18 protein-coding genes are annotated in these 22,006 nt (G+C 36.6%); 7 read left to right on the top strand and 11 right to left on the bottom strand.

What is annotated here, in order from left to right:
- Positions 1-9: 9 nt before the first annotated feature.
- Both EHQ16_RS09190 and EHQ16_RS09185 read right to left on the bottom strand, forming a co-directional pair.
- Complete coding sequence (locus tag EHQ16_RS09190) at positions 10-573, bottom strand: LIC_11695 family lipoprotein (RefSeq protein WP_135631696.1); 564 nt, start codon at positions 571-573, stop codon at positions 10-12.
- 16 nt (positions 574-589) lie between these two features.
- A complete protein-coding gene (locus EHQ16_RS09185; protein WP_135631695.1) occupies positions 590-2,974 on the bottom strand; it encodes a TonB-dependent receptor in 2,385 nt (794 codons plus the stop codon).
- A gap of 142 nt (positions 2,975-3,116) precedes the next feature.
- Between EHQ16_RS09185 and EHQ16_RS09180 the strand changes: the two genes are divergently transcribed.
- Positions 3,117-3,548, top strand: a complete 432-nt coding sequence (locus EHQ16_RS09180) for a DoxX family protein (RefSeq protein WP_135631694.1) — start codon at positions 3,117-3,119, stop codon at positions 3,546-3,548.
- A gap of 3 nt (positions 3,549-3,551) precedes the next feature.
- Here EHQ16_RS09180 and EHQ16_RS09175 read toward each other — a convergent pair whose 3' ends face one another.
- Entirely contained in the window at positions 3,552-3,962 is a 411-nt protein-coding gene (locus tag EHQ16_RS09175) for a CoA-binding protein (protein WP_135631693.1), read from the bottom strand.
- Positions 3,963-4,115: 153 nt separating this feature from the next.
- Between EHQ16_RS09175 and EHQ16_RS09170 the strand changes: the two genes are divergently transcribed.
- From EHQ16_RS09170 to EHQ16_RS09155, 4 genes are all read left to right on the top strand, one after another.
- Entirely contained in the window at positions 4,116-4,619 is a 504-nt protein-coding gene (locus EHQ16_RS09170) for a DUF4215 domain-containing protein (protein WP_135631692.1), read from the top strand.
- Between the two features lie 22 nt (positions 4,620-4,641).
- Positions 4,642-5,790, top strand: coding sequence for a hypothetical protein (locus tag EHQ16_RS09165; RefSeq protein ID WP_135631691.1), 1,149 nt, complete (start codon positions 4,642-4,644; stop codon positions 5,788-5,790).
- Positions 5,791-5,805: 15 nt separating this feature from the next.
- Positions 5,806-6,528, top strand: coding sequence for a flagellin family protein (locus tag EHQ16_RS09160; protein ID WP_135631690.1), 723 nt, complete (start codon positions 5,806-5,808; stop codon positions 6,526-6,528).
- Positions 6,529-6,611: 83 nt separating this feature from the next.
- Positions 6,612-7,157 (top strand): DUF4334 domain-containing protein, encoded by a 546-nt coding sequence (locus tag EHQ16_RS09155; RefSeq protein ID WP_135631689.1) that lies wholly within the window; start codon positions 6,612-6,614, stop codon positions 7,155-7,157.
- Between the two features lie 58 nt (positions 7,158-7,215).
- On the opposite strand, the gene EHQ16_RS09150 is transcribed toward EHQ16_RS09155, so the two are convergent.
- Positions 7,216-8,736, bottom strand: coding sequence for a methyl-accepting chemotaxis protein (locus tag EHQ16_RS09150; protein ID WP_244242016.1), 1,521 nt, complete (start codon positions 8,734-8,736; stop codon positions 7,216-7,218).
- Between the two features lie 291 nt (positions 8,737-9,027).
- Positions 9,028-10,173: an AraC family transcriptional regulator gene (locus EHQ16_RS09145; RefSeq protein WP_135631688.1), complete on the bottom strand. Its 1,146-nt coding sequence runs from the start codon at positions 10,171-10,173 to the stop codon at positions 9,028-9,030.
- A 117-nt stretch (positions 10,174-10,290) separates the two neighbouring features.
- Between EHQ16_RS09145 and EHQ16_RS09140 the strand changes: the two genes are divergently transcribed.
- Positions 10,291-11,430 carry an AraC family transcriptional regulator gene (locus EHQ16_RS09140; RefSeq protein ID WP_135631687.1) on the top strand — a complete coding sequence of 380 codons (1,140 nt, stop codon included), beginning with the start codon at positions 10,291-10,293 and terminating at the stop codon, positions 11,428-11,430.
- Here EHQ16_RS09140 and EHQ16_RS09135 read toward each other — a convergent pair.
- The 6 genes from EHQ16_RS09135 to EHQ16_RS09110 form a co-directional block, all read right to left on the bottom strand.
- A complete protein-coding gene (locus tag EHQ16_RS09135) occupies positions 11,427-12,602 on the bottom strand; it encodes a YheT family hydrolase (RefSeq protein ID WP_135631686.1) in 1,176 nt (391 codons plus the stop codon). The genes EHQ16_RS09140 and EHQ16_RS09135 overlap by 4 nt on opposite strands.
- Positions 12,603-12,611: 9 nt before the next feature.
- A complete protein-coding gene (locus EHQ16_RS09130; protein ID WP_167482649.1) occupies positions 12,612-14,300 on the bottom strand; it encodes a glycoside hydrolase family 2 protein in 1,689 nt (562 codons plus the stop codon).
- Positions 14,300-15,628, bottom strand: a complete 1,329-nt coding sequence (locus EHQ16_RS09125) for an MFS transporter (protein ID WP_135631684.1) — start codon at positions 15,626-15,628, stop codon at positions 14,300-14,302. Before EHQ16_RS09125 ends, EHQ16_RS09130 begins: the two co-directional genes overlap by 1 nt.
- Before the next feature lie 97 nt (positions 15,629-15,725).
- Positions 15,726-17,252, bottom strand: a complete 1,527-nt coding sequence (locus tag EHQ16_RS09120; RefSeq protein WP_135631683.1) for a lipid A deacylase LpxR family protein — start codon at positions 17,250-17,252, stop codon at positions 15,726-15,728.
- Between the two features lie 50 nt (positions 17,253-17,302).
- Positions 17,303-19,408 (bottom strand): 7TM diverse intracellular signaling domain-containing protein, encoded by a 2,106-nt coding sequence (locus EHQ16_RS09115; protein WP_135631682.1) that lies wholly within the window; start codon positions 19,406-19,408, stop codon positions 17,303-17,305.
- Positions 19,386-19,706: a DUF3817 domain-containing protein gene (locus tag EHQ16_RS09110; protein ID WP_135631681.1), complete on the bottom strand. Its 321-nt coding sequence runs from the start codon at positions 19,704-19,706 to the stop codon at positions 19,386-19,388. Before EHQ16_RS09110 ends, EHQ16_RS09115 begins: the two co-directional genes overlap by 23 nt.
- Positions 19,707-19,931: 225 nt before the next feature.
- Here EHQ16_RS09110 and EHQ16_RS09105 point away from each other — a divergent pair, with 225 nt between their 5' ends.
- Positions 19,932-21,944 carry a neutral/alkaline non-lysosomal ceramidase N-terminal domain-containing protein gene (locus EHQ16_RS09105; RefSeq protein ID WP_135631680.1) on the top strand — a complete coding sequence of 671 codons (2,013 nt, stop codon included), beginning with the start codon at positions 19,932-19,934 and terminating at the stop codon, positions 21,942-21,944.
- The last annotated feature ends 62 nt before the right edge of the window (positions 21,945-22,006 follow it).

Genomic DNA, 22,006 nt, shown 5'->3' with positions numbered 1-22,006 from the left:
AGTATTTAATTATTGCCAACATTTGCTTGGATCGTAACAAACATAAGTGCCTTTGAATCTTTCGCAAGCTTCTTTCGCACTCTTTAAGTCAGTGGTTCCGTAGTATGCGTTTGCAGGGATTAAGTATTTATGTTCACCTTCGGTAGTGTAGGCATAAGGAATCAGATCATTAATTCCATCCACGCCGTCATAATGACAGGCAGCTACTTTATTCGTGACAGCACATGGACCGTTTAATCTTTCTACAACAATCTGAATACCAATTGCATTTCCAATGGTTGTATAGGTTTGTTCCATATCTTTTTCCCATTCTGCTTGTTTCTCTAAATAGGCAGTGGAATATTCACGGCAAAATAGATGTGGGCCATTTTTGATACTGAATCTATGGCTATACGCAACATTTAAACCTAATCTTTGCGCTTCACTCATACTATTGGCATTGATTTGTTGTAAGGCGAGCATCGAAACCAGATCATCACTGGTAACTTTATCTTTAGGATCAAACAAATCACATTGGAATACAATTAGTCCTAATGTGATCAAGGTAAGAAGGGTTTTTATTTTAGTTTTCATAGTGTTCTCCAGAAATTTAAATTTTATAAGTCAACATAAATCCGTATGTTTTTGGTGCACCTGGCACCGCTTGAAAAGTTCCATCGATGTATGATGTGAAATAATACCTGTCATTGATATTATTCATATAGAGATATGCGGAGATAGTATCTGTTTCGTATCCAACCCTTGCGTTGATCACATAATACGGATCACTATAAACTGTGTTATCTGCTGCAAAATACATTTGCCCGACGGCTTGGAATTCACCTCGGAAAAAAATACCATATTCATTTCTAAATTGCAGGTAACTGACAATGTCGTATTTCGGAATGAAATGCACCCATTTACCATTGAAGTCACGGTTGAGAACAGAGTCGTAAAACTTGTTAAAGATTCCTTCTGTATAGCCAGCGGAAAGTCCAAGTTTGGTATCTTTCTGTGGTTTGATAAATGTTTCTAATTCATAACCTCTAATTGTAACCATCTCTGCATTGAGGTTGATATACTGTGAAAGGTTGATGGCTCGCACCACGTGAAAGTTTTGTGTTTCTGTATAAAACTGAGTATATTTTAATCCAAATTTTCCTTTAAAAAATTCGGACTTAACGCCGGCCTCGATTGTATCATTAATTTCTGGTTTGAATGCGGCCTTGTCTGGAATATTTACGACCGTACTATAACCTGCGTTTTTGTATCCGCGACTGAATCCTATAAAAAACATTAAGTTTTCGATAGGTTTATAATCAAAAATCATTCGGGATACATTATAGTTGTAACGATTGTTAATTGTGTATGGGTCGGATAATACTAGTGTCTCGCCGAGTGGATTTCCTGAACGAGAAATTCCCACTGCTTGTTCGGTATGTGAAAGACGGCTTTCTTGTCTTTCTAATCGAGCACCCAAGGTTACAGTAAATTTTTCTGCAAATGTATAACTATTGTGAGTATAAAAACTTACGTTTCGATCTTGTAGTCTTGATAAGTTTTTCTCCCTGGTGGGGGCAGTAAGTCCAGGGAAATCATTAATCACATAAATCGGGGATCTGTGTTCTCTCGCTTGGTCTATATTTGTGACTTTACTGGAAGCATAAATTCCTGCTTTAAATTGCAGGGGATCATTTTTGTCCTTTGATTCAACGTAAACATCGTTTAGGAAAGTTGTGGCTTTTTCTACATAAATTGACCTGTTTTGGTCTACTGTCGTAAAATCAGAATCGGCAGTGATTGGGTCAATGTCCATCTTTCGAATGGCAGAAGCAGTTTTTAAGTTGGCATGAGGTAGTTTGGTAGTTGTAGCTAAAGAGTAAGTATTCCCTGTTACATTACTTTTTCCTTCGTAGTCCCAGTATACTTTTCTATCTCCATTCACTCTGTTAATGTATGTTCCATATAACTTAGAACAGTTGGCAGGCATTGCCACACATCCTTGTAATAGAGCCTTTTCTCTTTCTGATTTTGCTCCTAAATAATTGACTAAGTTGAGAGAGCCATCATCAAAACTCTCTGCACTCACTTGTAAATCGGCTTCAAATATTTCATTCGGTGTGAAGAATAATCTAAATCGTCCTGCTTTTCCTTTCCTTCCATCGGGATGAGTTTTATAGATCTCAACGGGGATTTCGTAAGGTCGATTGTTTGGGTAATAAAACCCTGTTACATTAGAAAGATATCCTTCACGTTCCGTTGATTTACCAGCGATTCCAAAATACAAAGTATCTTTGATGATGGGTGCATTGTAATAAGTTGAGATTTCTTGTTTTTTATAATTTCCAACATCGTAAGTAATTTTTCCTTCTGCTACATTTGTTGGTTTTTTTGTTCGAATCTCAACCACACCCCCTTGGAAGTTCTTTCCAAATAAAGTTGCTTGGCTTCCTCGGTATACTTCTATGTTTTCTAGTCCATATAACTCAGTGTTAAGTGCCACATTATCATTCAGTGGAACTCCATCTAAAATCAAACCAACTGCTGGTTCACTGAAAGCAATACTTCGCATCCCACGAATGTTGAAATAAGTAAAGTTACGCGATCCCGAATCAATGATGGAAAAGTTGGGAACTTGTTTATCGATATCGTTTGTCCGGTTGATTCCGGCATCTTGGATTTCTTGTTCGTTCAAACGACTGATGCTATTGGGAGTCCGAAGGATTTCTCTGTCCCTCGGATCCTTTTTGCCAGTCACACGAATCCCTTGTTCCACAGGTTTGGCTCCGGGATTGGAACCGGTTCCAGTTCCTTCTTGTGTGAGGTCGGTTTTTTTCTCTAAGTTTTGTGCGTGAGCTTTGGTTGTGAGTAGCGAGAGAAAAAAGAAGAAAAGGATGGAATAGCAAGAATTACGAACAATCAGCGAAAAAAAGAAGCGTTTTTGTCTGATAGAGCGGTCATTTATATGAGAGTGATTCTCAAAAATAAGGGCCATACGGCCAATCTTTCGGGCTGTTCTTTGGTTGTCTATTTGAAAATGAGATAAAGACTCAAAATCATTATTTGGGGAATTGCCGAAGTCCTAGAAGGAAAGGGAGGTCGGAATCCAAAATCATAAGTTTTAAGTCTAAAATCTTATGAATCATTCCAACACAGTCGAAAGAAGTATTTATCAAACGGGATTACGAATCTTACTGGGTGCCTTTTTGGTTTTCGCAGGAGCAGGCCACCTAACATGGCATAGAACGGAGTTTTTAGCACAAGTGCCCACTTGGTTACCGCTGAATGCTGATTTAGTGGTTCTTTTATCAGGAGTGGTAGAAATCACTTTAGGATTGTCTTTGATTTTTCTGAAAAACAAACAAGCCCAAGTTGGTTGGATTGTTGCTTTGTTTTTTATTCTGATATTTCCAGGAAATATTTCTCAGTATGTAAATGGAATCAGCGCGTTTGGATTGGATACGGATAGAGCTAGGCTCATTCGTTTGTTTTTCCAACCTTTACTTGTGTATTGGGCCATTTGGAGTTGTGGGTCCTTAGCAGACTATCAATCGAAAAAGAAAAGTTAAGTTTTAAAAATAATTTCTATGTTCGATGATGAGGCACCGGTTGGATACCACTCGAATGCCTGCATCTTCGGCTTTTTTTTCCGCTTCCGGATGACAAATTCCCAATTGAAGCCAAATCACCTCAGTTCCCCCTAAACTTAAAATTTCATCGATTACTTCTGGAACTTTATCAGAACTTCGAAAGACATCGATGAATTTCCTATCTTCTTTTGGAACTTCCTCTAAACTTTTATAAATTTTAAATCCGCCTACACTATGTTCTTTGGGATAGGTTCCGACCACTTCCCAACCTTTGTCTCGGATATAAGCAGGCACATAATGGCTGGGTTTCGAAAGATCTTGACTGAGTCCGTATACGGTAATTTTTTTATAAGACTCAAGGAGGGATTTGATTTCGGAATCAGCTACATTCATAGGTATATTATACTTCATCTGTCTAGGATTGCAAGTGAGGAAAGTTGTAGATTCCCCTAAATTATTAGTTTGGATATTTTCCCATCGGTTGATTTAACAAGAATCAGTTGACAATTATTGTAATGGATCAAATAGTTTCACAGAGGTTTATTAGTGAATAAATTATTTTTATATATTGTAAGTTTACTTTTTTTGTTTTTCTTTGGTTGTGACTTGATTTCTGAGAAGGAAGATAAAAAGGATCTTACTTCTTTGGTGGCAATTCTTGTAGCAACAAATTCAAATTCTGCTAATACAAATCCTCCCACAAATTTAAGTTATACTGGGTCACCTTTTGTATTTTTTAGAAATGCTCCTATTTCTGCCAAAGTTCCTACAGCAGTAGGAACAATAGAATCTTGCCAAACTAATGTTACAATGCCAACTGGTATCTCCTTATCAGATAGTTGTACAATTTCTGGTACAGCCACTGCAAATAAGGCCACGACATTATATACAATCACAGCAACCAATCGATATGGTACCGGTTCAACCACAATATCAATCCAAGTCAAGGACTCTCTTTGTGGAAATGGTGTCATTGAGGGGCTTGAAGTTTGTGACGATAATAATGCCACTAATGGTGATGGATGTAATAACACTTGCAGCGGTGCTTAGTTTTTAGATATAATTTCTAACTATGTTACGGATCGATTTTTTAAAAAAACTATCGTTCACAGCCCTTCTTGTGGCTGGCATTCGAACCCAAACAGCCTCAGAACCAAATCTGAGGCAAATTTCTGAAAATGCCCATAAAGACCAACTCCCCACCTATCCTATGGCGGAAGCAGAAAAAATCAAAAGGGAAATTGTTACAAAAATTTACAAAGAAGGAATGGAGTTGGATTCATTCCTAAAATTGTTTTCAGAAGAGCTCAAAACCCAGTTTCCAGTTTTAGAAAATTCAAATACTTCCACTTATCGAACATTATACTATGTTTCCATTCGTTCGGAGGTTTTGTTTTTACTTGTCATCACACTTGTGGAAGTTTGGCAAAATTTTTGCCTGCAATTTGGTTTAGAAGGTTATGGAAAAAAGGAGTTCGAATCAGATTCCATTCAAATTCAAAATGGGCTCTATTCTTTGGGGGAAAAATTGAAAGTTGGTGACAACCCACATTTTTTCATTAGAACCAAAGAAAAATCAGTATGGTTACCCTCAAAAGTTGATTTCCTTGTTTCTTGGTTTGGCTCTAAGAAAACTGAATCCATACAATTTTTCCCTCTACCCTTAGGAATGAATTTTGAATCGGAAGAATCTAATTCATCCCAAAATTCGCAAGAAACAAATCATAATTCGATTCATAGTGTTTTAAGTATTTTAAACCAGTTGCTAAGTCACTTGAAAATGAATCGAGCCTTATGGCACCAATACTCTGTTAGATTTTATTATTTTGATTTTGCTGAACGAGAATATTTGAAAAAACAAAATCAAAGAAAAGGCATAACAAAAAATCAAAAATCTTTAGATTTACTAACCATTCGTTATACATCTTTTGCATCGGCCATCCAAACCATCAAAGAAAGGGCCTTCCATATGCAAAGTGGAGTGTATCATGGGATGGATCGGCAAAACCAACAGATGGTAGTTTCATCACTAGTGAAGGTTGTTGGGCAAATTTCTCTGGCTACCGGTGGTGACGCAGATGTTTGTAAGAGATTACGTTTGGCTAATCATTATGGAGGAATCTTAAGTGTGTCTACGGCGGCTATGGCAAAAGAATCCCTTTCTTTGATCGATGATGCATTATCGGTTTTACAAAAAGAACGTAAAGTATACTTCCCTTAAGTAGTAGTGGTAATTATGAAAATAGATAAGAATCCTAACGTATCTGCAGATTCACAAAAAGAATTGATCATACAAAAACAAATCGATCAACTTCAAAAAGAAATATCTGGTTGGATTTCTAAAGAATCCATCCAATGGGAAGAAAAAAAGAAAATCCTTCTCCGTACAAATACAGAATCTAATTTTATCTATCAAACAATCATTGAAAAATCCGAAGTGAGAGCAGTGGATTCAAGACTTAAGTTCATATCGCTTACATCTCAAAAATTACAAAGACTTTCTGAGTTACAACCAAATGAAACAACATTTCAAAAACAGACATTAATGTTGAAGAAAGTGTTGGTTTACCTGGACATTTTATATCATATTTCAAAACGTTTGTTTGTAATTTCTAAATCAAATTTATTAGGTAAACAAGTAGAATTACAATTGGAAGTAGACTCACTCATTCGTGAAGTGGACAGAATTGCTTCGCAAGCAGAGTTTAATCATATGCGATTATTTGCTGGTGATTTTGCTAAAGATTCTAGGGTGGCGTCTTTGTGGATGATTCACCAATCCAATGGGGAACTTTTTCGTGTTTGGATTGCCACTATGACATCTAAATCATTGGGTTTAACTTCTTTTGACGGAAATTATTTGACGTTATCAAATTCGAATTTGTTTCAAAAAAATATAGAAGAAGTTATAAATAGAATCAATGAAGAGAGACACCGAATACAATCTGTTCTTGATTGAGAATTGAAAATTGTTATTTGTTTTGTATAAATATTTCCGAGGTATCGCAGGTTTAAAAGATTGTCTTAGGAAACAATTTTATCATGAATCAATTAGAAAAAAAATTCTACGAAATGCGTAGTAAAAAGAACAATTCTACGGACGATTCGTTCGCCTTGTTTGATGCTTTGGAAACAGTTTCGATCGAAGATATGTTTGGTCGTTGGCATGGTTCTGGATTCCACACTGGACATACAATGGATGGAGCATTAGAGACATTCAATTGGTATGGAAAAGAATTTGTAGATGCTGATAATGTGCATCCACTTGTATTTAAATCCTTTGGAAAAACTTTGTTTAAAGTAAATCCTTCGATTATGCCTGTTCGGTTAGCAACTTTAATTCCAACTACGAATTTATGGCCTTTACGTTATGTTTTTTTGTTAGTTCGGTTTTTATTCCAAACATCAAAATCAAAAGCTAGAGTTCGTCGAATTGAGTTTCGAGGGAAACTTACCGCTGCAATGATCTATGACAATCTCCCAATCCATGACGTATTTAAAAAAGTAAATCAGGATACAATGTTTGGGTGTATGGACTATAAAGGAATGGAACAACCTTTCTTTTTTGTTTTAGAGAGAGATAAATAAAAACAACAAACCATATTGTTTAGATTTATGTTTTGTCGTTTTTTTGTGAATGGTTAGTTTATTTTTCTAACCATTCAATTCCAATTTCCAAACTAGGAACGGACTTCAGTTCTACGTTTCCAGTTTTGAGAGTTTGGTCATCGATGGAGATGGCTGCCAGGGCTGAGTTTGGAACTACGACAGCCATCTTTCTCAAAGAAGAATTACTTGCCTTAGGGAACCAATTTACATTTACCCATTCCTGTGCAGAACGTGTAACAAGACCCATCCTTCTGGTATCTGCTAGCCATTTTCTAATATTATGTTTTTCTATTATCTTTAAGGCTTCATTTAAAATTTCTATATATTTTTCTTCACTAAAGTTGGGAGTCCATACAACTTCTAGTAAATCTTTTTCTTTGATATAGTAAATACTTCCAATCTCTGAGCGGAATTGGAGTTTGTGTGTGGTTTCATCTCTATCAGAAATAGATGATTCATCCGAAACCAAGTTTGTTTTAAATAAGTCTACCATAGAAATCAGTTTATCGGCTGTGTTGGCAATGGCTGTGATTTTTTCGGCAAGTAAATCACTACTTTCTGAATTACTAAAGGAAGACTGACTAATGGAGGCAACCGAAGCCATCACTTCGTTGGTTGCTGTTTTGTGTTCTGTAACAGCTTCTTTGATTTCAGTGGAACGTTCTTTAACAAAGATTGCTTCTTTTAGAAGTTTGTTTTTGAGTTCTTTTTGTGTATTTACCGCGGAGTGGACTTCTGAAATTTTTCCGGAAATGGAATCGATGTTTCCTATGATTTCTTGTATTTCCATTGTCGTTTTTTCAATGCGTTCGCGGCCGAGAGATACATCATTTTGATTTTTTTTCATCAAAGAGTCGATACCTTTCACCGCCCCAGCAGTTCTTTCTGCAAGTTTGGAAACTTCTTCGGCAACAACGGCAAATCCTCTACCGGCATCTCCCGCTCGTGCGGCTTCGATAGAAGCATTGAGGGCAAGCATATTTACCTGTTCGCTGATCTTTGCAATGACATCTACAGTTTTAGATATTTCAAGTGAACTATGTGAAAGATTGTCCATTGCTTCGTTCATTGTGCGTAAGGTGTTTTTTCCTGCTTCAGCTCGGTCGATGATGTTTTTGATGGAATCAAGTGTTCCGACAACATACTCTCCCGTTTTGTCAATGGCCGAAGATAGGTGATCCACTTCGGTCGTTAGATTGTTCATGCTGAGAGAGTTGTTCTCAGCAATGTTTGAAATGGAAATAGCAACTCCAGATATTTCTTCTATGGATGTAGACACTTCTTCTGTCGCAGCAGATTGAGATTGTAGGTTGCTCGAAAAATCAAGTGTCACCAATTTCATTTCTTGTGAATCAGAGGATAAGGTGTCTGCTGATGTTTTGATGTGTTGGATGAGTTCCCCTTGGGCTTGCAACATTCTATGAAAACCCGAATAAAATTCTGCGAACAAATCGTTCTTTTGATAGGATACTCTTGTTTGTAAATTCCCGAGCCCCACTTCTTTAAAAGCAAGTTCTAGTTTTCCAAATATTTTTCCGAACCAAGAACTTAATGCCAAACCAAAGAGAATCGCAAATAAGACTAAGATTCCAATTTCGAAGCAGAGAATTATTGTTAGGTGCTCCGGGTTTGTGTTTTGAAATTGTAATAACAGGTGAATACTAAAAAACAATAAGAACCCGAAGGCCAGAAAGGAAAGGACGAAATAAGCTCTAAGTTTTGAATGCATAGGATGATTTGATTCCAATGTTTTTGAAAACAAACGAGATGCTAGTCTAAAACTCGAAAACCAAAGAATTTGATTTCCGTTTTTCCAAAGATTGGTGCTTAGAGGTGACATAATACAAAACTAATCTAGTGGAAATTCTAATTGTGAGGCCACAAACTTCATGGTGGTTCTCCCATACCGTTTTTGAATTTCAGAAAGACTTTCCTTCAATCCGTCGAAAGCTTTTTTGTTTTTTTCTATCTGAATGTATGAGTGGATTTTGTTTTTATCAATTGTTTTGGATTCAGAAAAAAAACGAAGGCCTGATTTTGTGATCACCGAATCTTCAGTGTTGGTGGTTGCTACGGCTTTTGATCTGTATGTTCGTGAATAAGAATCTGCGACGAGTGCTAAAGATACTTCATCAATACCATCATAGATGGGAATGCCAATTGTTTCATGGCTCCAAAAGAAGGTTAAATTTTTTGTCACACTTAGATATGTTTTCCAATCGAAATGAAACTCTTCGCTTTTGTGGTGGGGATCCCAATTGGTGACTCCTAATTCGATGGCAAGTGAGTTTGCTTTTTTTGTTCCCGCGATTGATTCAACCAAAGCTAAAGATATAGGAATGGATGCAGTCACTCCAGTTGTTGTGATGATCCTTTGGTCTTGAACATATCTTCTGTTTTGAATCCATTCTGTATCGGGAAATTTTTGGGATAATCCTTCTTTTGAATACCAGTGTCCCGTTGCTTTTTTGTTTTTTAAAAGTCGAGCAAAACCTAAAGTCCAAACTCCATCACAGATCCCAACAACGGTTGCTCCTTTTTGATATTGTTGTTGAATCCACTCGGTGATGGTTTTGTTTTCTGAATTGTGGATAGCAGGAACAATAACTAAATCAGCACCTTCCGGATGAGATGAATCAAAGTCATTGATGGATGTTGTGATTTCAATGGACAGTGTTGGGAACATATTCATAGTTCCTTTGTTAGGTGCTATTGGATAAAGATCGGCAATATCTGCACGTTTTAAAATTCCATAAGGAACAACAAAATCTGTAAGTTCGGTATATTGATTTTCTCCAATCACAACTACCACTGGTTTTTTATGGTTTTTTTGTTTCTGAATTTTTTCTAGATGATTGGTAAGTTCTGGTTCACCAAAAATTGGCAAAACAATCAGTCCTATCGTAATTAGAAAAATAAGTCCCAAGGATTGTAGGTTAAATTGGTTTTTGGTATTGATTCTTGTTTTTCTGAAATTTTGAGAATTTTGATTCATACTAGGATTATCTTTCTCATTTCTCATTTCGTCGTCCGTTGGGATACGGACGGACTAAAAACGATAGGGTTTTTGTAAAAAAATAGACAACGAATTTTTGGTTTTCTTAATTGTGTTATGAATTTAATTCCTTTTACGGGGGCCGTTGTCGCCTTTCTTTTGGCTCTATCTTCTTGGATGGAAACCATACAAAAAGATAAGGAAAGAAAAGAAAAAAATCCGCTAAAAGTTACCTCTTCTGGTATCCTAAGTTCAAAATTCAATTTGAGTTTTTTATACAAATATACTGCTACGTTTTTGTTTTTTTCCTTAACAATTTTGTTACTTCATATATATGCAGAGCTTACAAAGGAAATTCATTTTGAATCGTTCTTTTATGGAATTCATATCCCTTGTCTTCTTCTCATTGGGCCACTAGGTTATATTTTTTTTGAGGAGATGAGTGGAGGAGAGGTCTATAAAATTCGTTTTTTTCATTTTTTACCAAGCCTTCTTTCTGTTTTGTATGTTTTTCTTTTCCGGCCATTGGGGGATCTAATTTCTAAGTTTGGCTTCGAAATACAGACAAATCTTTTTTATGTTGATTCCATTCTGGTTTTACTGGGGATCAGTGTTGTGTCGATTCTTGGTTATATAAGTTTTTTTCTCGTCCGAATGTTTGTTTGGAAATTGGATTCGATGGAGAACATCCAATCTTCTTTTTTACCTTTTATATCTTTTTTGTTTTTTTCATTGTTTGTGGTTGTTCTGTTCGTTTTGTCACAACTATTTTTTATGTCCCTGTTTCTGTTGGCTTGTTTTGCTTTAACATCACTTCTCGTTCTTCTTTTGGTTTTAAAAATGAATCATAAAGATTTAATTTTGAAATTTAAATTAGAAACAAGATTGGCTCGTTATCAGGAGAGCCGAGTGAAAGGGATAGATGTTTCTCAAGTTTTGCAACGACTCGGTGATCTTATGAATCTTAATCAATTGTATTTGCATGAAGATCTCACTCTGGCTTCTTTAGCAAAACATTTAGATTTAAATACCCATCAACTTTCGGAGATTTTAAATGCGAAGCTGGGTTATACATTCCGTAATTATGTGAATGGCTTTCGTTTGTCAGAAGCTGCTAGACTTCTAAAAGAAAAACCTGAGATGCCAATCATCAGTATCATTTATTCTTCTGGGTTTAATTCAAAATCTTCTTTCCATAAACTTTTTATGGATCGTTATGGAGTTTCTCCACAGGTATTTCGTTCAAAAACAAATTAGATTTTTTTCTGTTTTGATTTCTGTTTCTGTTTCGATTTTAGTTTTGGCGATTTTTCCATGAGAACAGCAGAAAAATACTCACCTATGATGGTATCAGACCAAGATTTGGCTCTGAGACCTTGGAAATAGGCGATATGGCTTCCTCTTTTCGTATGTACATGAATGGTGTTGGGAAGAGTTTCTAACCAATGCAAATTTTCGATTACATTTTGATTCACACAGATTGGATCATCTGCTGAATTTAAAACAAGCAGTGGAGTCCTAATATTCTTTGCAACTAACACTGGATTGGAGTGATAATAATACTTTTCTTTATCTTTATATCCAGAAATGGTATGTAGTTGGTCTTGAAATTCTCCGATAGTTTTGATTTTTAGAAGTTTATCTACACCATTTACATTGGATAGAGTCTCATAATGATTTTTTAAAAAATAATTAATCAGCCTTTGTCCCATAATTTTACTATAAACAGGATGAACACGATGGAAGGCCTTTTCAATATCATAAGCCGGGGATACAGCCACGGCTGCAATGAATTGACTTTTTGTTCCCGCTTCCCCTAAATACCTTGCGAGAAGTCCCGATCCTGCTGAGATTCCTACACCTAACAGTTGTCTTTTTGGGAATCTTTTTTGAATGTATGACAACTGTTCCTTTAAGTCAGAAGTAGATCCCATAGTGTTAATTTTTGGTTTGGTAAGTGGGAGGTTCCCGTGGCCCCTGCGGATACAAACAACGACCATCCAACCGAATGTTTCTCGCAAATATTTGACTGTTGATTTTACATCTTGTTCATCACCGCTAATGGTATGGAAAAGAACAACAATGGGAGTGTCCTTGTTTTCGGAACCAACTTGGATTCCTGACCAAGCAAGTCCAGTGATCCCTCCATCTTTCATTTTTAATTGTTCAAATTGATCATAAGTAAATGGTTTGGTGCGGTATTCTCTAAACATGAGTAATAACAACATTAGATGTTGGTTAAAACACCAGAAGGTTGGATAGTATGGATTTGTTAGATTTGGTGATTTTTCGATCACACGTAATAAAAATTCAGATTCGCTGAAACGTAGAACCGGCGTTTCTTTTACCTCAAAGATATAATAGAAAATAAATCCTAAACAAAAAACTAAAAAAACTGTGGTGAATGGATGGTTGGTAACTAATTCCAAATTCGAATCCTACTTATAACTAATTTTTGCATTGAGTTCTTGCATAAATTCAATATCAAACTTAATGACTTTTCTGTCATAAGTGACAAGCCCATTAATTTCTTCTTCAACATCGCTGACTTGTGTATAGATGGATGCGCTGAGCCCTTTTTCGATTAAGGGAATTAATTGTTCTTCAATCAAACTTCTATATTCTTTTTCCAAACTTTTTTTGTCTGGAAGAATTTTGTATCCAAAAAGTTTATCATTATCGTAAACATGGCCCTCTGTTTTTAATGAGTATCCACCAAATTCTGATAATACAATAACTCTAGTTTCTTTTTTTGGAACTTTTAATTTTTGATAATATAGATGTAAACTTTTTAAGTCACTGCTGTTTTTGCCTTGGTCGTACCATCCACTCACACTATCAATGGTTCTTGTATTGTCTAAAGTTTTTAGTTTTTCTGTTAGTTGGATGCTGTCAAATTGTCCCCAACCTTCGTTAAACAATACCCAAACGGAAAGTGATACAGTGTTTTTTAGCAAATTAACTGTTTCATCCATTTCGGTTATGAATTCTTTTCTGCCTACCTCATCTGTTCGGTTTAAAAATTTGTATTTAGTATCTTTGGTTTTCCAACCAATAAAAGGTAAATAAGCAACTTTCCAAGTTTCGTAAGCTCCACCTCCGCAAACAAAATCTTGCCAAACCAGAATCCCCAACCGATCACAATGGTAATACCAACGTAAAGGTTCAATTTTAATATGTTTGCGTAACATATTAAAACCCATGTCTTTCATTAGTTTGATTTCTTTTTCCATTGCTTCATCGCTAGGTGGAGTGAGTAATCCTTCTGACCAATAACCTTGGTCAAGAAGTCCGTTGTGAAAGTATGGTTGATTATTCAGAAATAATCTTTTGAATTTTCCATCGAATCCAATGGAAAATTTTCTCATACCAAAATAGGATTTAACACTGTCTCCTGCGGTTTTGGCAAGAATGTAATATAGTTTTGGATTCTCTGGTGACCAGAGTTCCATATTTGGAATTGTTATATTTACGTGATTGCCTGAAACTACTGCTATTACTGTTTTTTCATCTAATATTTGTATGGTGGGATTTGGGTCGTTAGTGGTTATGATAATTTCTACAGACTTTGTATCAATATTTGGTGTGATTTTGATATCCTTTACATAATCATTGGATACACTTTCTAACCAAACTGTTTGCCAAATTCCAGATTGCGGAGTATACCAAATTCCGCCTCTTTTTAATTTTTGTTTTCCTCTAGATTGGACTCCCGTGTCTGTGGGATCTGTAACTTTTACCTGGATTTTGTTTTTACCGTTTTTTATGTAGGAAGATATATCAAAATAGAATGGAAGAAAACCTCCTTTATGTGTTCCTACTTCCTTGTCGTTAATATAACAGATACAACTATAATCAACTGCACCAAAATGTAGTAAGGTGATATCTTTAAGAAAGGAAGAAGGTAGCTCAAACTCCCGTTCATAAATTAATTCTTCTTCTGGCTGTAGAATGAAATTTCCTAGGCCACTGGCTTTGGATTCGGGGGAGAAGGGGACATTGATTTTATATTGGGTTTTTGTATTGTTACCAGAAATGCCATGGCGAAGATCCCATTCACCATTTAAATTGATGTAACTATTCCGTTCTAACTGAGGACGCGGATATTCTGAATGAGGAATTTTCATTATGATTGTTTGCCTTTAAATAATAGAGAAATGGGAATGAAGATAAAAAAACAAACGATGGCTCCGAATAAAAAAATCTCAGGGGAGGGGACATGCGCCGTTAAACCATTCACTGGATCGACATAAGTCAGATTGGTTCTTTCGTTAATAAATTCGCCAATCATAGGGCCTACGTACATCGGGATAAGAACAAAAAATATCATCCTGATTCCTTGTAGTTTTCCTGTGTTTGCTGTCGGTGTGTTGTCACGTATTTGTGCACCGAGTAGGGCCAATACTTGAACAAATCCTGTAATCAAAATTAGACTTGTAAATCCAGTAAACCACATAACTTGTGTTTTTAGATTTAAGTCGATAGTTTTTGACATAGTATATAAAGATATCATTCCAAAAATATATAAAATGGAGAAGTAAATGAGTAGTTTATCTTTATTTTTTCCATCAAAATATTTTCCAAGTAAAACCGTAATCAAACTAGCTCCAAGGATAACACCCGCAAGGACAATGGAATACTGTATAACATCAAATTTTAAATACTCTTGCATATAAATGATGAGATAAGGCATATAAATTTGGCTGGCGATTCCATAAATCCCCATGGCAAAAAAATAAAGATAAAGTTTTTGATTTTCGCGGATTACTTTGATTTTGAATCCATAACTAATATCGGAAAGAAAATTTGTATCTTGTTTCTTTAGGTTTGGGTTGTCTTTGATGAGCCAAATACCAATGAGACCTGATACAGACATCATAGTTCCTACGGAAACAAACAAACCAGGATAACCGAGAGCGTTTACAATGATTCCAAATCCTCCCGCAACTATTAACATTGCAAGAAGAGGCATTGCCGAAAGCACACCTTCTGCAAGACTTCTCGCCTCTCCCGTGTTATCTGTAACGAATGCATTAAATGCAGCGTCATTAGAAGTGGATCCGAATGCGGTCATGATACAGTCGAGAGTAATTACAATCGTGATTGTTAGGCTAATGATTTGGGTTGTGTCAGAAAGTTGAAACCATTCCGCCGTATTTTCTTTGGAAATAAAAGCAAAAGAAAGTGTTAAAAGCCCCCAGAGAAGATAACCGATAGAAATAAAATACTTTCTGTTGCCTACTTTGTCGGTTAAGATTCCTGCGATGAGAGTGGTGAAGGTTGCCACAATTCCACTGAGTTGTACCATCAGTGTGACGGACGAAGTACTTTTAGAAATGGTATTATAAATAAATAAGTTAAAATAAATATTTTCTACTGCCCAAGCAATTTGTCCAACGAGACCAAATAGAATGAGTACAGACCAAAGTCGTCCACCTAAATTGTGATTGTTCATGATCGCATAGTGTCAAAGATAGATGCCATCTTTGGCGACAATTATTTTGACACCGGTTCAATTTTCTTTAATAGTGATTCTAATTACAAACTGTTCGTTAGAAAACTTTGCCTAATTGGAAACCTATCCATTGGTGTTGTTGCGGTAATCCCTTTGCGGATTGAAAATCGATGGTTTGGTAATTGTAATGGAGTCCGAATAAAAAACCAGCGTTTGATACGGAAACAAAACCTGCCCGAACGAAACCAACGGCTCGTTTTAAGTCTGCTACATAAGTTTTTTCATCTCGGTATTCTATTTCATCACGTAACAACTGTAAAAGGATTTCTCTTTGTTTGGGATCTAAGATAAACTGTGACAAAACTTCGTAGGAATATAATCGGACTATCGGCGGTAGTTTGCCACCTTCTGGTCTAAAAATGGAATAAATGGCCAAAGCACGTGCGTTATCTGGGATTTGTTCCCACTGGTCGAGTAGGTTTTTTAGTAAAAATACTCGAGTTGCTTGTTCTATATCTTCTGCACCGTTAAAGATATTATTAAAAATTAAATAGTTGAGTCCAATGTTATAAGGGTTATTCGTACCTTTTACCAAAAATTCATTAAACAAAATATACCTCTGAAGAGAGTTACGCCCGTTGTCTTCCGAGAGGGCTCTGTATTGAATTTCTCTTTCGCCTGCTTCTGGTGTTGGGTTATTCAAATAATTGTCCCAGTTACTAAAGGCTGTACTTCTGTTTTGATTTTTATAAGTTTTATCTGTTCCTATTTGTCCTTGGATTGTTGCATTATAAAGTTGGAATGTTCCACCAGGATTTATATAAAAATACCAATATCCTTTTCCATCTTCATGGAGGATAGGAGGGCCTGGTTGTAATGCAGAAGTTCCAGGTCCAGGAGTTTTATCTACATTACCAAACCTGAATATTAATCCAAAGGAAACATCTGTTTGGATATTTCCTAAATTTACATTGTATTGAGTCCCGAAAAAACGATGGTGGAATTTACGAACATCAGTTCGTAACGCACCTGAATAGGAATTTGGAATTTGACTGTCCCATCCTTGTGGTGTTGGTGAGCCAATTAAGTTGTGAAAGTTCATTTGCGCCGATTTACCACCCACAGCAGGTCCAATCATCCCCACTTCCAATTCGGTTGTGATACTTGTGTCTTCGGTTGCAGTGGTTAAGGAATTACTGAAATAGGCCCGGCTGGAGTAAGGTCGGTCTCCGTAAGAAACATCCGCCTTTGTTATGTTTGTCGGTGTATAAAATTCCTGCCCAAGCGCAAATCCTTGTAAGTATCTTGTTTTTTCGGAACTAACAATAAATAAATTATTCCAATAACCTAAAATCCTTCGAGTGGGGTTAGACTCTCCGGCTGTCATGTGAAATTCCAATCGAGAACCATTTGTGTAATACCGATCAGAGAATCCTCCGAAAGCATCATTTTCCATAGTTAATCGAAGCTGGTATTGGTTAGGTGGTTCGGGAATGGTTCGCTCAATTTCAGGTGGGATTTCCGCTTTCGGTGGGATCGGTTTTTTCGCCACTTTCTTTGCCTGGGCGCTGATACCCATGTTAAGAACAAAGCTAAGGAGAGATAGGAACCATAGGGCTTTCATGATCCTAGAGAAAATCCCCCTAAAGAATCGGCAAGGAAACTATCTTATTTTCATTCCTCTTCTTCGGGAAATTCGTCCTGAATGGGAGAGATGGGGGAGGTTCTTGGGAACAAACGTTTCAAATATAACTGTGTGGCTTTGTCTTCAGGGAATCGTTTGGCAACCGCTTCAAATTTTTCCTTAGCTTCTGCAAAATTTTCTGAGTGATAGGCTGCTGTTGCTTCTAAATACAAATCTTTTGTGTTTAGTTTTTGTTCCAAAAAGATGGGGTCGTCTCCATTTAGAATTTCGTACACTGAAACTGGTTTCGTTTTTCCTTTGACCCGAACTCGGTCTAAAAATCTATATTCTAGACTTTGAATGTGTTTATCATCGATGGCGTGGATTGCTGCTTCAGTCACTGCAATTTTGGCACCATATATTTTTGTTAGGTTTTGGACACGTGAAGCCAGATTGACTGTATCTGAAATTACTGTTCCTTCTAATCTTTCTTCTGCGCCGATGGTTCCTAACATCAGAGATCCAGCGTGAATGCCGATTCCAATTTGGATGGGAACATATCCTTGTTTATTCCTATGGTAGTTGTATTCTTTTAAATACAATTGCATGTCCACTCCTGCAAAAATAGCATCCGTGATGTTTCTTTCGAAGAGTGCCATGATTGCATCTCCAATGAATTTATCGATGAACCCGTTGTGTTTTTGAATGATTGGACTCATCCTTCCCAAATAAGAATTGATGAAATTAAAATTTTCTTCGGGGCTCATTTGTTCCGATAAGGTTGTGAAAGAACGAATGTCGCTAAAAAGGACAGCCATATATTTTTGGATTTGGTCCCCTAATTTAACATCCAAAATAGTATCTTTTCCTAAATTAGCTAAAAAGTCTTTGGGAACAAAACGTGCGTAAGATTCAGTAAGAATTTTTTGCATTTCAATTGCTTTGGACTGGGCAACTTCTTTCTCCTGTTTCATGATGTTGATTCTATCGGCAAGGGCAATGGAAAGTAGAATGACTTCCGAAGCAGACCCGATGTATAGACCATATTCCGTGAAAAAGTTTACTGGAATTAAGTTTAAGTATTTAAATGTTACAATTAGAGTGGCGACAATTAACACGGTAAAGGCGAGAAGGAAAAAACGTGCCGCCCTAAACTTACGGAAAAAACTAATGACTGCGGATGTAAAAATCAGAATGGGAACAGGGATGGTTAATAATAAACCAATTTTTACTGTGATTTCTGGTGAAAAGAATAAGGTAAATGGGATTTGAATGAGATGGAAGATAAAAAATACTTTCAGTGTTTGATCTAACCATCTTGGTATATTTTCCTTTGTATTTAGGAAACGTTTTGTAAATAAAATGAGTGAAGCAACACAGAATCCGGAAAAAAATACAAATCCATTTCTCTGAAATTCAGGTAAATTGGGCCATAAATATTGGAATCCATGTCCCGTCAGTGTCAGTTGTAATCCTAAAAACCCGAAAATATAAGTTACGTAATATAAATAACTGAGATCCCTTACACTTAAGAAAATAAAAAAATTGTATAAGATCATCACCAACATAACACCATAATACAATCCTAATCCATGTTGGATGTCGGCATAGTGCGAAGAAAAATTCTCCTTCTCCCAAATAGTTAGAGGTACAGAAAGTCCTCCTCCATTGTAAAGTTTGATGTAAATGATTTGGGAAGATTCTCCTGTTAATTCTAAAGGATATATGAAATTTCTATTGTTAATATTTCTTTCTGAGAATGGGAACATCATTCCCGATTTATCTGTTAGTTTGTATTTATTGTTGGATACAGAATAAACTTCTACTAAATCGATATTACTGTAATCGATTTCAAGTACACGATTGATCGGCGTTTTGTTTTTGTTTTCTAAAGAAATTTTGATCCAGTAATAAAAGTTAGTTTGTCCAAAGTTTGGAATTTCTTCTTTGGAAAGTGTAAATTTTTGATTTGTTTCTTCCTTTAATACATCGTCAATTGTGAGAGATTTTGATTTGTCTTCTAGAATCCAAATTTCCCTTCCGATGGATTTTTTATCAAAAATTTCACTGAGGTCTATCGACCAAATAGACTCTGTTAGAAGGAAGAATACAAATATTATCTTTAAAGAGTGTTTAAGGAATGGTCTCATCTGCATCAGACTTTAAGTATAAATACTTTTCCGCAATAAAAGTTCCAAAGGGAACTACGGAAGCCAGTGCCGCGAGTAAAGTTTTTTTGGCCTTCCATTCCAATTCCACTTTGACTTGGAATAATTCTACTAAGTACAAGAGGAATAACAAGCCGTGAACGAGACCAACAATTTTGTTTGGTTCAGGGTTTTGGAAGAGATACTTTAGAGGCATCGTTACGAAGAGGATGGCGAGAAAAGAAAGTCCCTCCAAAAAGGCTAAAATTCGGAATCTGCCCAGTTTGGTTTGGAGTAAAGAAAACATAATCACTTCCTTAGAGATGGTTATTCGTCAGTATCATGGGATTCTTTGGTTTCGTCCTTACTTTCTTCAGTGAGTTACCCTTTCTACTGACTGGAATTCGCAACTTGCTTACCCAATCGGGGTTCGTTATCATGGATTTTTGTCTTCTAAAACAGATTGAGCCCTAAAATTAGTCGACAATTGTTCGGGATTGACTTTTGCCACCAACCCCTATAAACTAAAGATATGCAGTTTCGAATTCTATCCGTTTTACTTTTATGTTTCTCTCTCCCTCTTTGGTCTCAGGAGAGTCCGGTATATTTAGCAGCTATGGCTAAAAAAGACATCACAGGGCCGTCTGTGGGTGTTATGTTCTGGGGTTACGCAAGGGAAGACCAAACAGGGCTCGGAATCCACACCAGGCAGTTTGCTCGTTCGCTTGTGATTCGAGACCAAAACTCCAAAAAACTTTTGGCTTATGTAACTGCCGAGGTTGGAGGGATTCCCTTTGAAATCCAAAGGGATGTGGTCAAAAGGCTTCAGGCTGAAGTGGATCCGGGATTTGGTTATGGGAATGTTCTTATCAATGCATCTCACACCCATAGCGGCCCGGCTGGGCATTTTCATTATTCCGAAGTTTCTTTTTATTCAAAAGAATTTTATGCTGAGTCTTATGCTGTTTTAAGAGATGGGATTTTTGAATCGATTAAGGATGCCTATTTGAAAATGAAACCAGCAGAGTTGACCATTGGAAAGGCTTTTGTGGGAGAAGCGGGAGTCAACAGAAGTCTTTCTGCTTATCTCGCCAATCCAGAACCAGAAAGAAAACAATATTCGGATAATATTGATCGCGAGATGGTACAACTTACAGTATCGGTGGCAGGAATACCCATTGGTCTTGTTAACTGGTATGGTGTCCATCCAACGAATATCACTTTTGACAATCGTTTGATTTCTTCGGACAATAAGGGAATTGCTTCCTTACTTTCTGAAGCAGAAGCCAAAAAACAAGGGTTAAATGGCTTTGTTGCTATTTTTGCGCAAGCAAATGAAGGTGACGTTTCTCCTAACCTAAATCTTGACAATACTGGTCCCGGAAAAGACATTTATGATAGCAGTTTTATCATTGGGAAAAGACAGTTTTTGGCTAGTCAACAAATCCTAAAATCATCCGGCAAACGACTGTCTGGTGGTATTTCTTTTACGCAACGATTCATTGATATGAGTAAACATCCCGTAAGTCCTGAATTTTCTGGCACTGGGAAAATAGAAACTACTTGTCCATCCGCTTATGGTTATGCATTTGCTGCTGGTTCCACAGAAGAAGGAGGGGGACATTTTTTATTCCATGAAGGGATGACAAATAAAAATAGACGGTTCTATATTGATTGGATCGCAAAGTTTATGATACAGTCTCCTTCTGAAGAACTTAGGGAATGTCAAAATCCAAAAGCAGTTTTATTCCCTATGGGAGAAACAAAACCGCTACCTAGTTTACCACAAATTCTTCCTTACGGTTTAACCTTAATTGGTGATTTGACAATTTTAGTGATGCCACATGAAGTTACAACGATGTCTAGCAGACGATTGAAAAAAGAAGTTCAGTCTGTGTTAAAAGATAAATCATCTGATATTGTTCTTTCTGGACTCACAAATGATTTTTCTGGATATATCACAACTCCCGAAGAATATTCTACACAAAACTACGAAGGTGGTCATACATTACACGGGCCACAGAGTTTAAATGCACTAAGACAGGAATTTCATAAGATGTCTTTGGAATTAAAAAATGGAAACCCGATAACGTCCAATGAGATCAAACCATTGGATTTGTCAGATAAGGTTCATCCATTAAAGGTTCCAGGTTCTGATTCTGTTTCTTCCAAACCACAAACTGTCATCCAACCAGGAGCAGAGTTTTACCATAAAGGAGAAGTGGTTACTTGTCGAGTGGAAGCAGTAAATCCTAACGTCGGTTATCCTAAAGTTGCTTCTTATTTATGGGTTGAGGCAAAAGAAAAAGCAGATTGGAATCCTGTTCGCTCCGATTCCGACTTTGATACAAAATTCTTTTACCAAAAACGAGGGCTTTGGGGAAGGGCAGAAGAAAGCCTGGAACTGATTTGGGAAACAAATTCCGATACATTGCCAGGGGAATACCGATTGGTTCACGAGGGAATTTATTTAAATAAAGAGGGGATTCGTTCTCCTTACCGTATAGAATGTCCAAGTTTTCGTATTGGGCAGGCTGGGAATTAAATTACCCTCTAGGAATCGGATCCATTTATTTTTTTGGATCTGATTCCTTTTTCGTTATTAGG

The sequence above is a fragment of the Leptospira kanakyensis genome, from assembly GCF_004769235.1.
Classification (GTDB): Bacteria; Spirochaetota; Leptospiria; order Leptospirales; family Leptospiraceae; genus Leptospira_A; species Leptospira_A kanakyensis.
The sequence above is the reverse complement of the archived record's forward strand: the minus strand, read 5'-3'. Positions and strand labels throughout refer to the sequence as shown.

What these genes read in the sequence shown, in the direction of transcription:
- EHQ16_RS09110 (WP_135631681.1), bottom strand. Translation starts at nt 19,706, where the DNA reads ATGTTTTCTTTACTCCAAACCAAACTGGGCAGATTCCGAATTTTAGCC.
- EHQ16_RS09125 (WP_135631684.1), bottom strand. Translation starts at nt 15,628, where the DNA reads ATGAACAATCACAATTTAGGTGGACGACTTTGGTCTGTACTCATTCTA.
- EHQ16_RS09145 (WP_135631688.1), bottom strand. Translation starts at nt 10,173, where the DNA reads ATGAATCAAAATTCTCAAAATTTCAGAAAAACAAGAATCAATACCAAA.
- EHQ16_RS09185 (WP_135631695.1), bottom strand. Translation starts at nt 2,974, where the DNA reads ATGGCCCTTATTTTTGAGAATCACTCTCATATAAATGACCGCTCTATC.
- EHQ16_RS09175 (WP_135631693.1), bottom strand. Translation starts at nt 3,962, where the DNA reads ATGAATGTAGCTGATTCCGAAATCAAATCCCTCCTTGAGTCTTATAAA.
- EHQ16_RS09120 (WP_135631683.1), bottom strand. Translation starts at nt 17,252, where the DNA reads ATGAAAGCCCTATGGTTCCTATCTCTCCTTAGCTTTGTTCTTAACATG.
- EHQ16_RS09140 (WP_135631687.1), top strand. Translation starts at nt 10,291, where the DNA reads ATGAATTTAATTCCTTTTACGGGGGCCGTTGTCGCCTTTCTTTTGGCT.
- EHQ16_RS09105 (WP_135631680.1), top strand. Translation starts at nt 19,932, where the DNA reads ATGCAGTTTCGAATTCTATCCGTTTTACTTTTATGTTTCTCTCTCCCT.
- EHQ16_RS09130 (WP_167482649.1), bottom strand. Translation starts at nt 14,300, where the DNA reads ATGAAAATTCCTCATTCAGAATATCCGCGTCCTCAGTTAGAACGGAAT.
- EHQ16_RS09190 (WP_135631696.1), bottom strand. Translation starts at nt 573, where the DNA reads ATGAAAACTAAAATAAAAACCCTTCTTACCTTGATCACATTAGGACTA.
- EHQ16_RS09155 (WP_135631689.1), top strand. Translation starts at nt 6,612, where the DNA reads ATGAATCAATTAGAAAAAAAATTCTACGAAATGCGTAGTAAAAAGAAC.
- EHQ16_RS09165 (WP_135631691.1), top strand. Translation starts at nt 4,642, where the DNA reads ATGTTACGGATCGATTTTTTAAAAAAACTATCGTTCACAGCCCTTCTT.
- EHQ16_RS09115 (WP_135631682.1), bottom strand. Translation starts at nt 19,408, where the DNA reads ATGCAGATGAGACCATTCCTTAAACACTCTTTAAAGATAATATTTGTA.
- EHQ16_RS09180 (WP_135631694.1), top strand. Translation starts at nt 3,117, where the DNA reads ATGAATCATTCCAACACAGTCGAAAGAAGTATTTATCAAACGGGATTA.
- EHQ16_RS09160 (WP_135631690.1), top strand. Translation starts at nt 5,806, where the DNA reads ATGAAAATAGATAAGAATCCTAACGTATCTGCAGATTCACAAAAAGAA.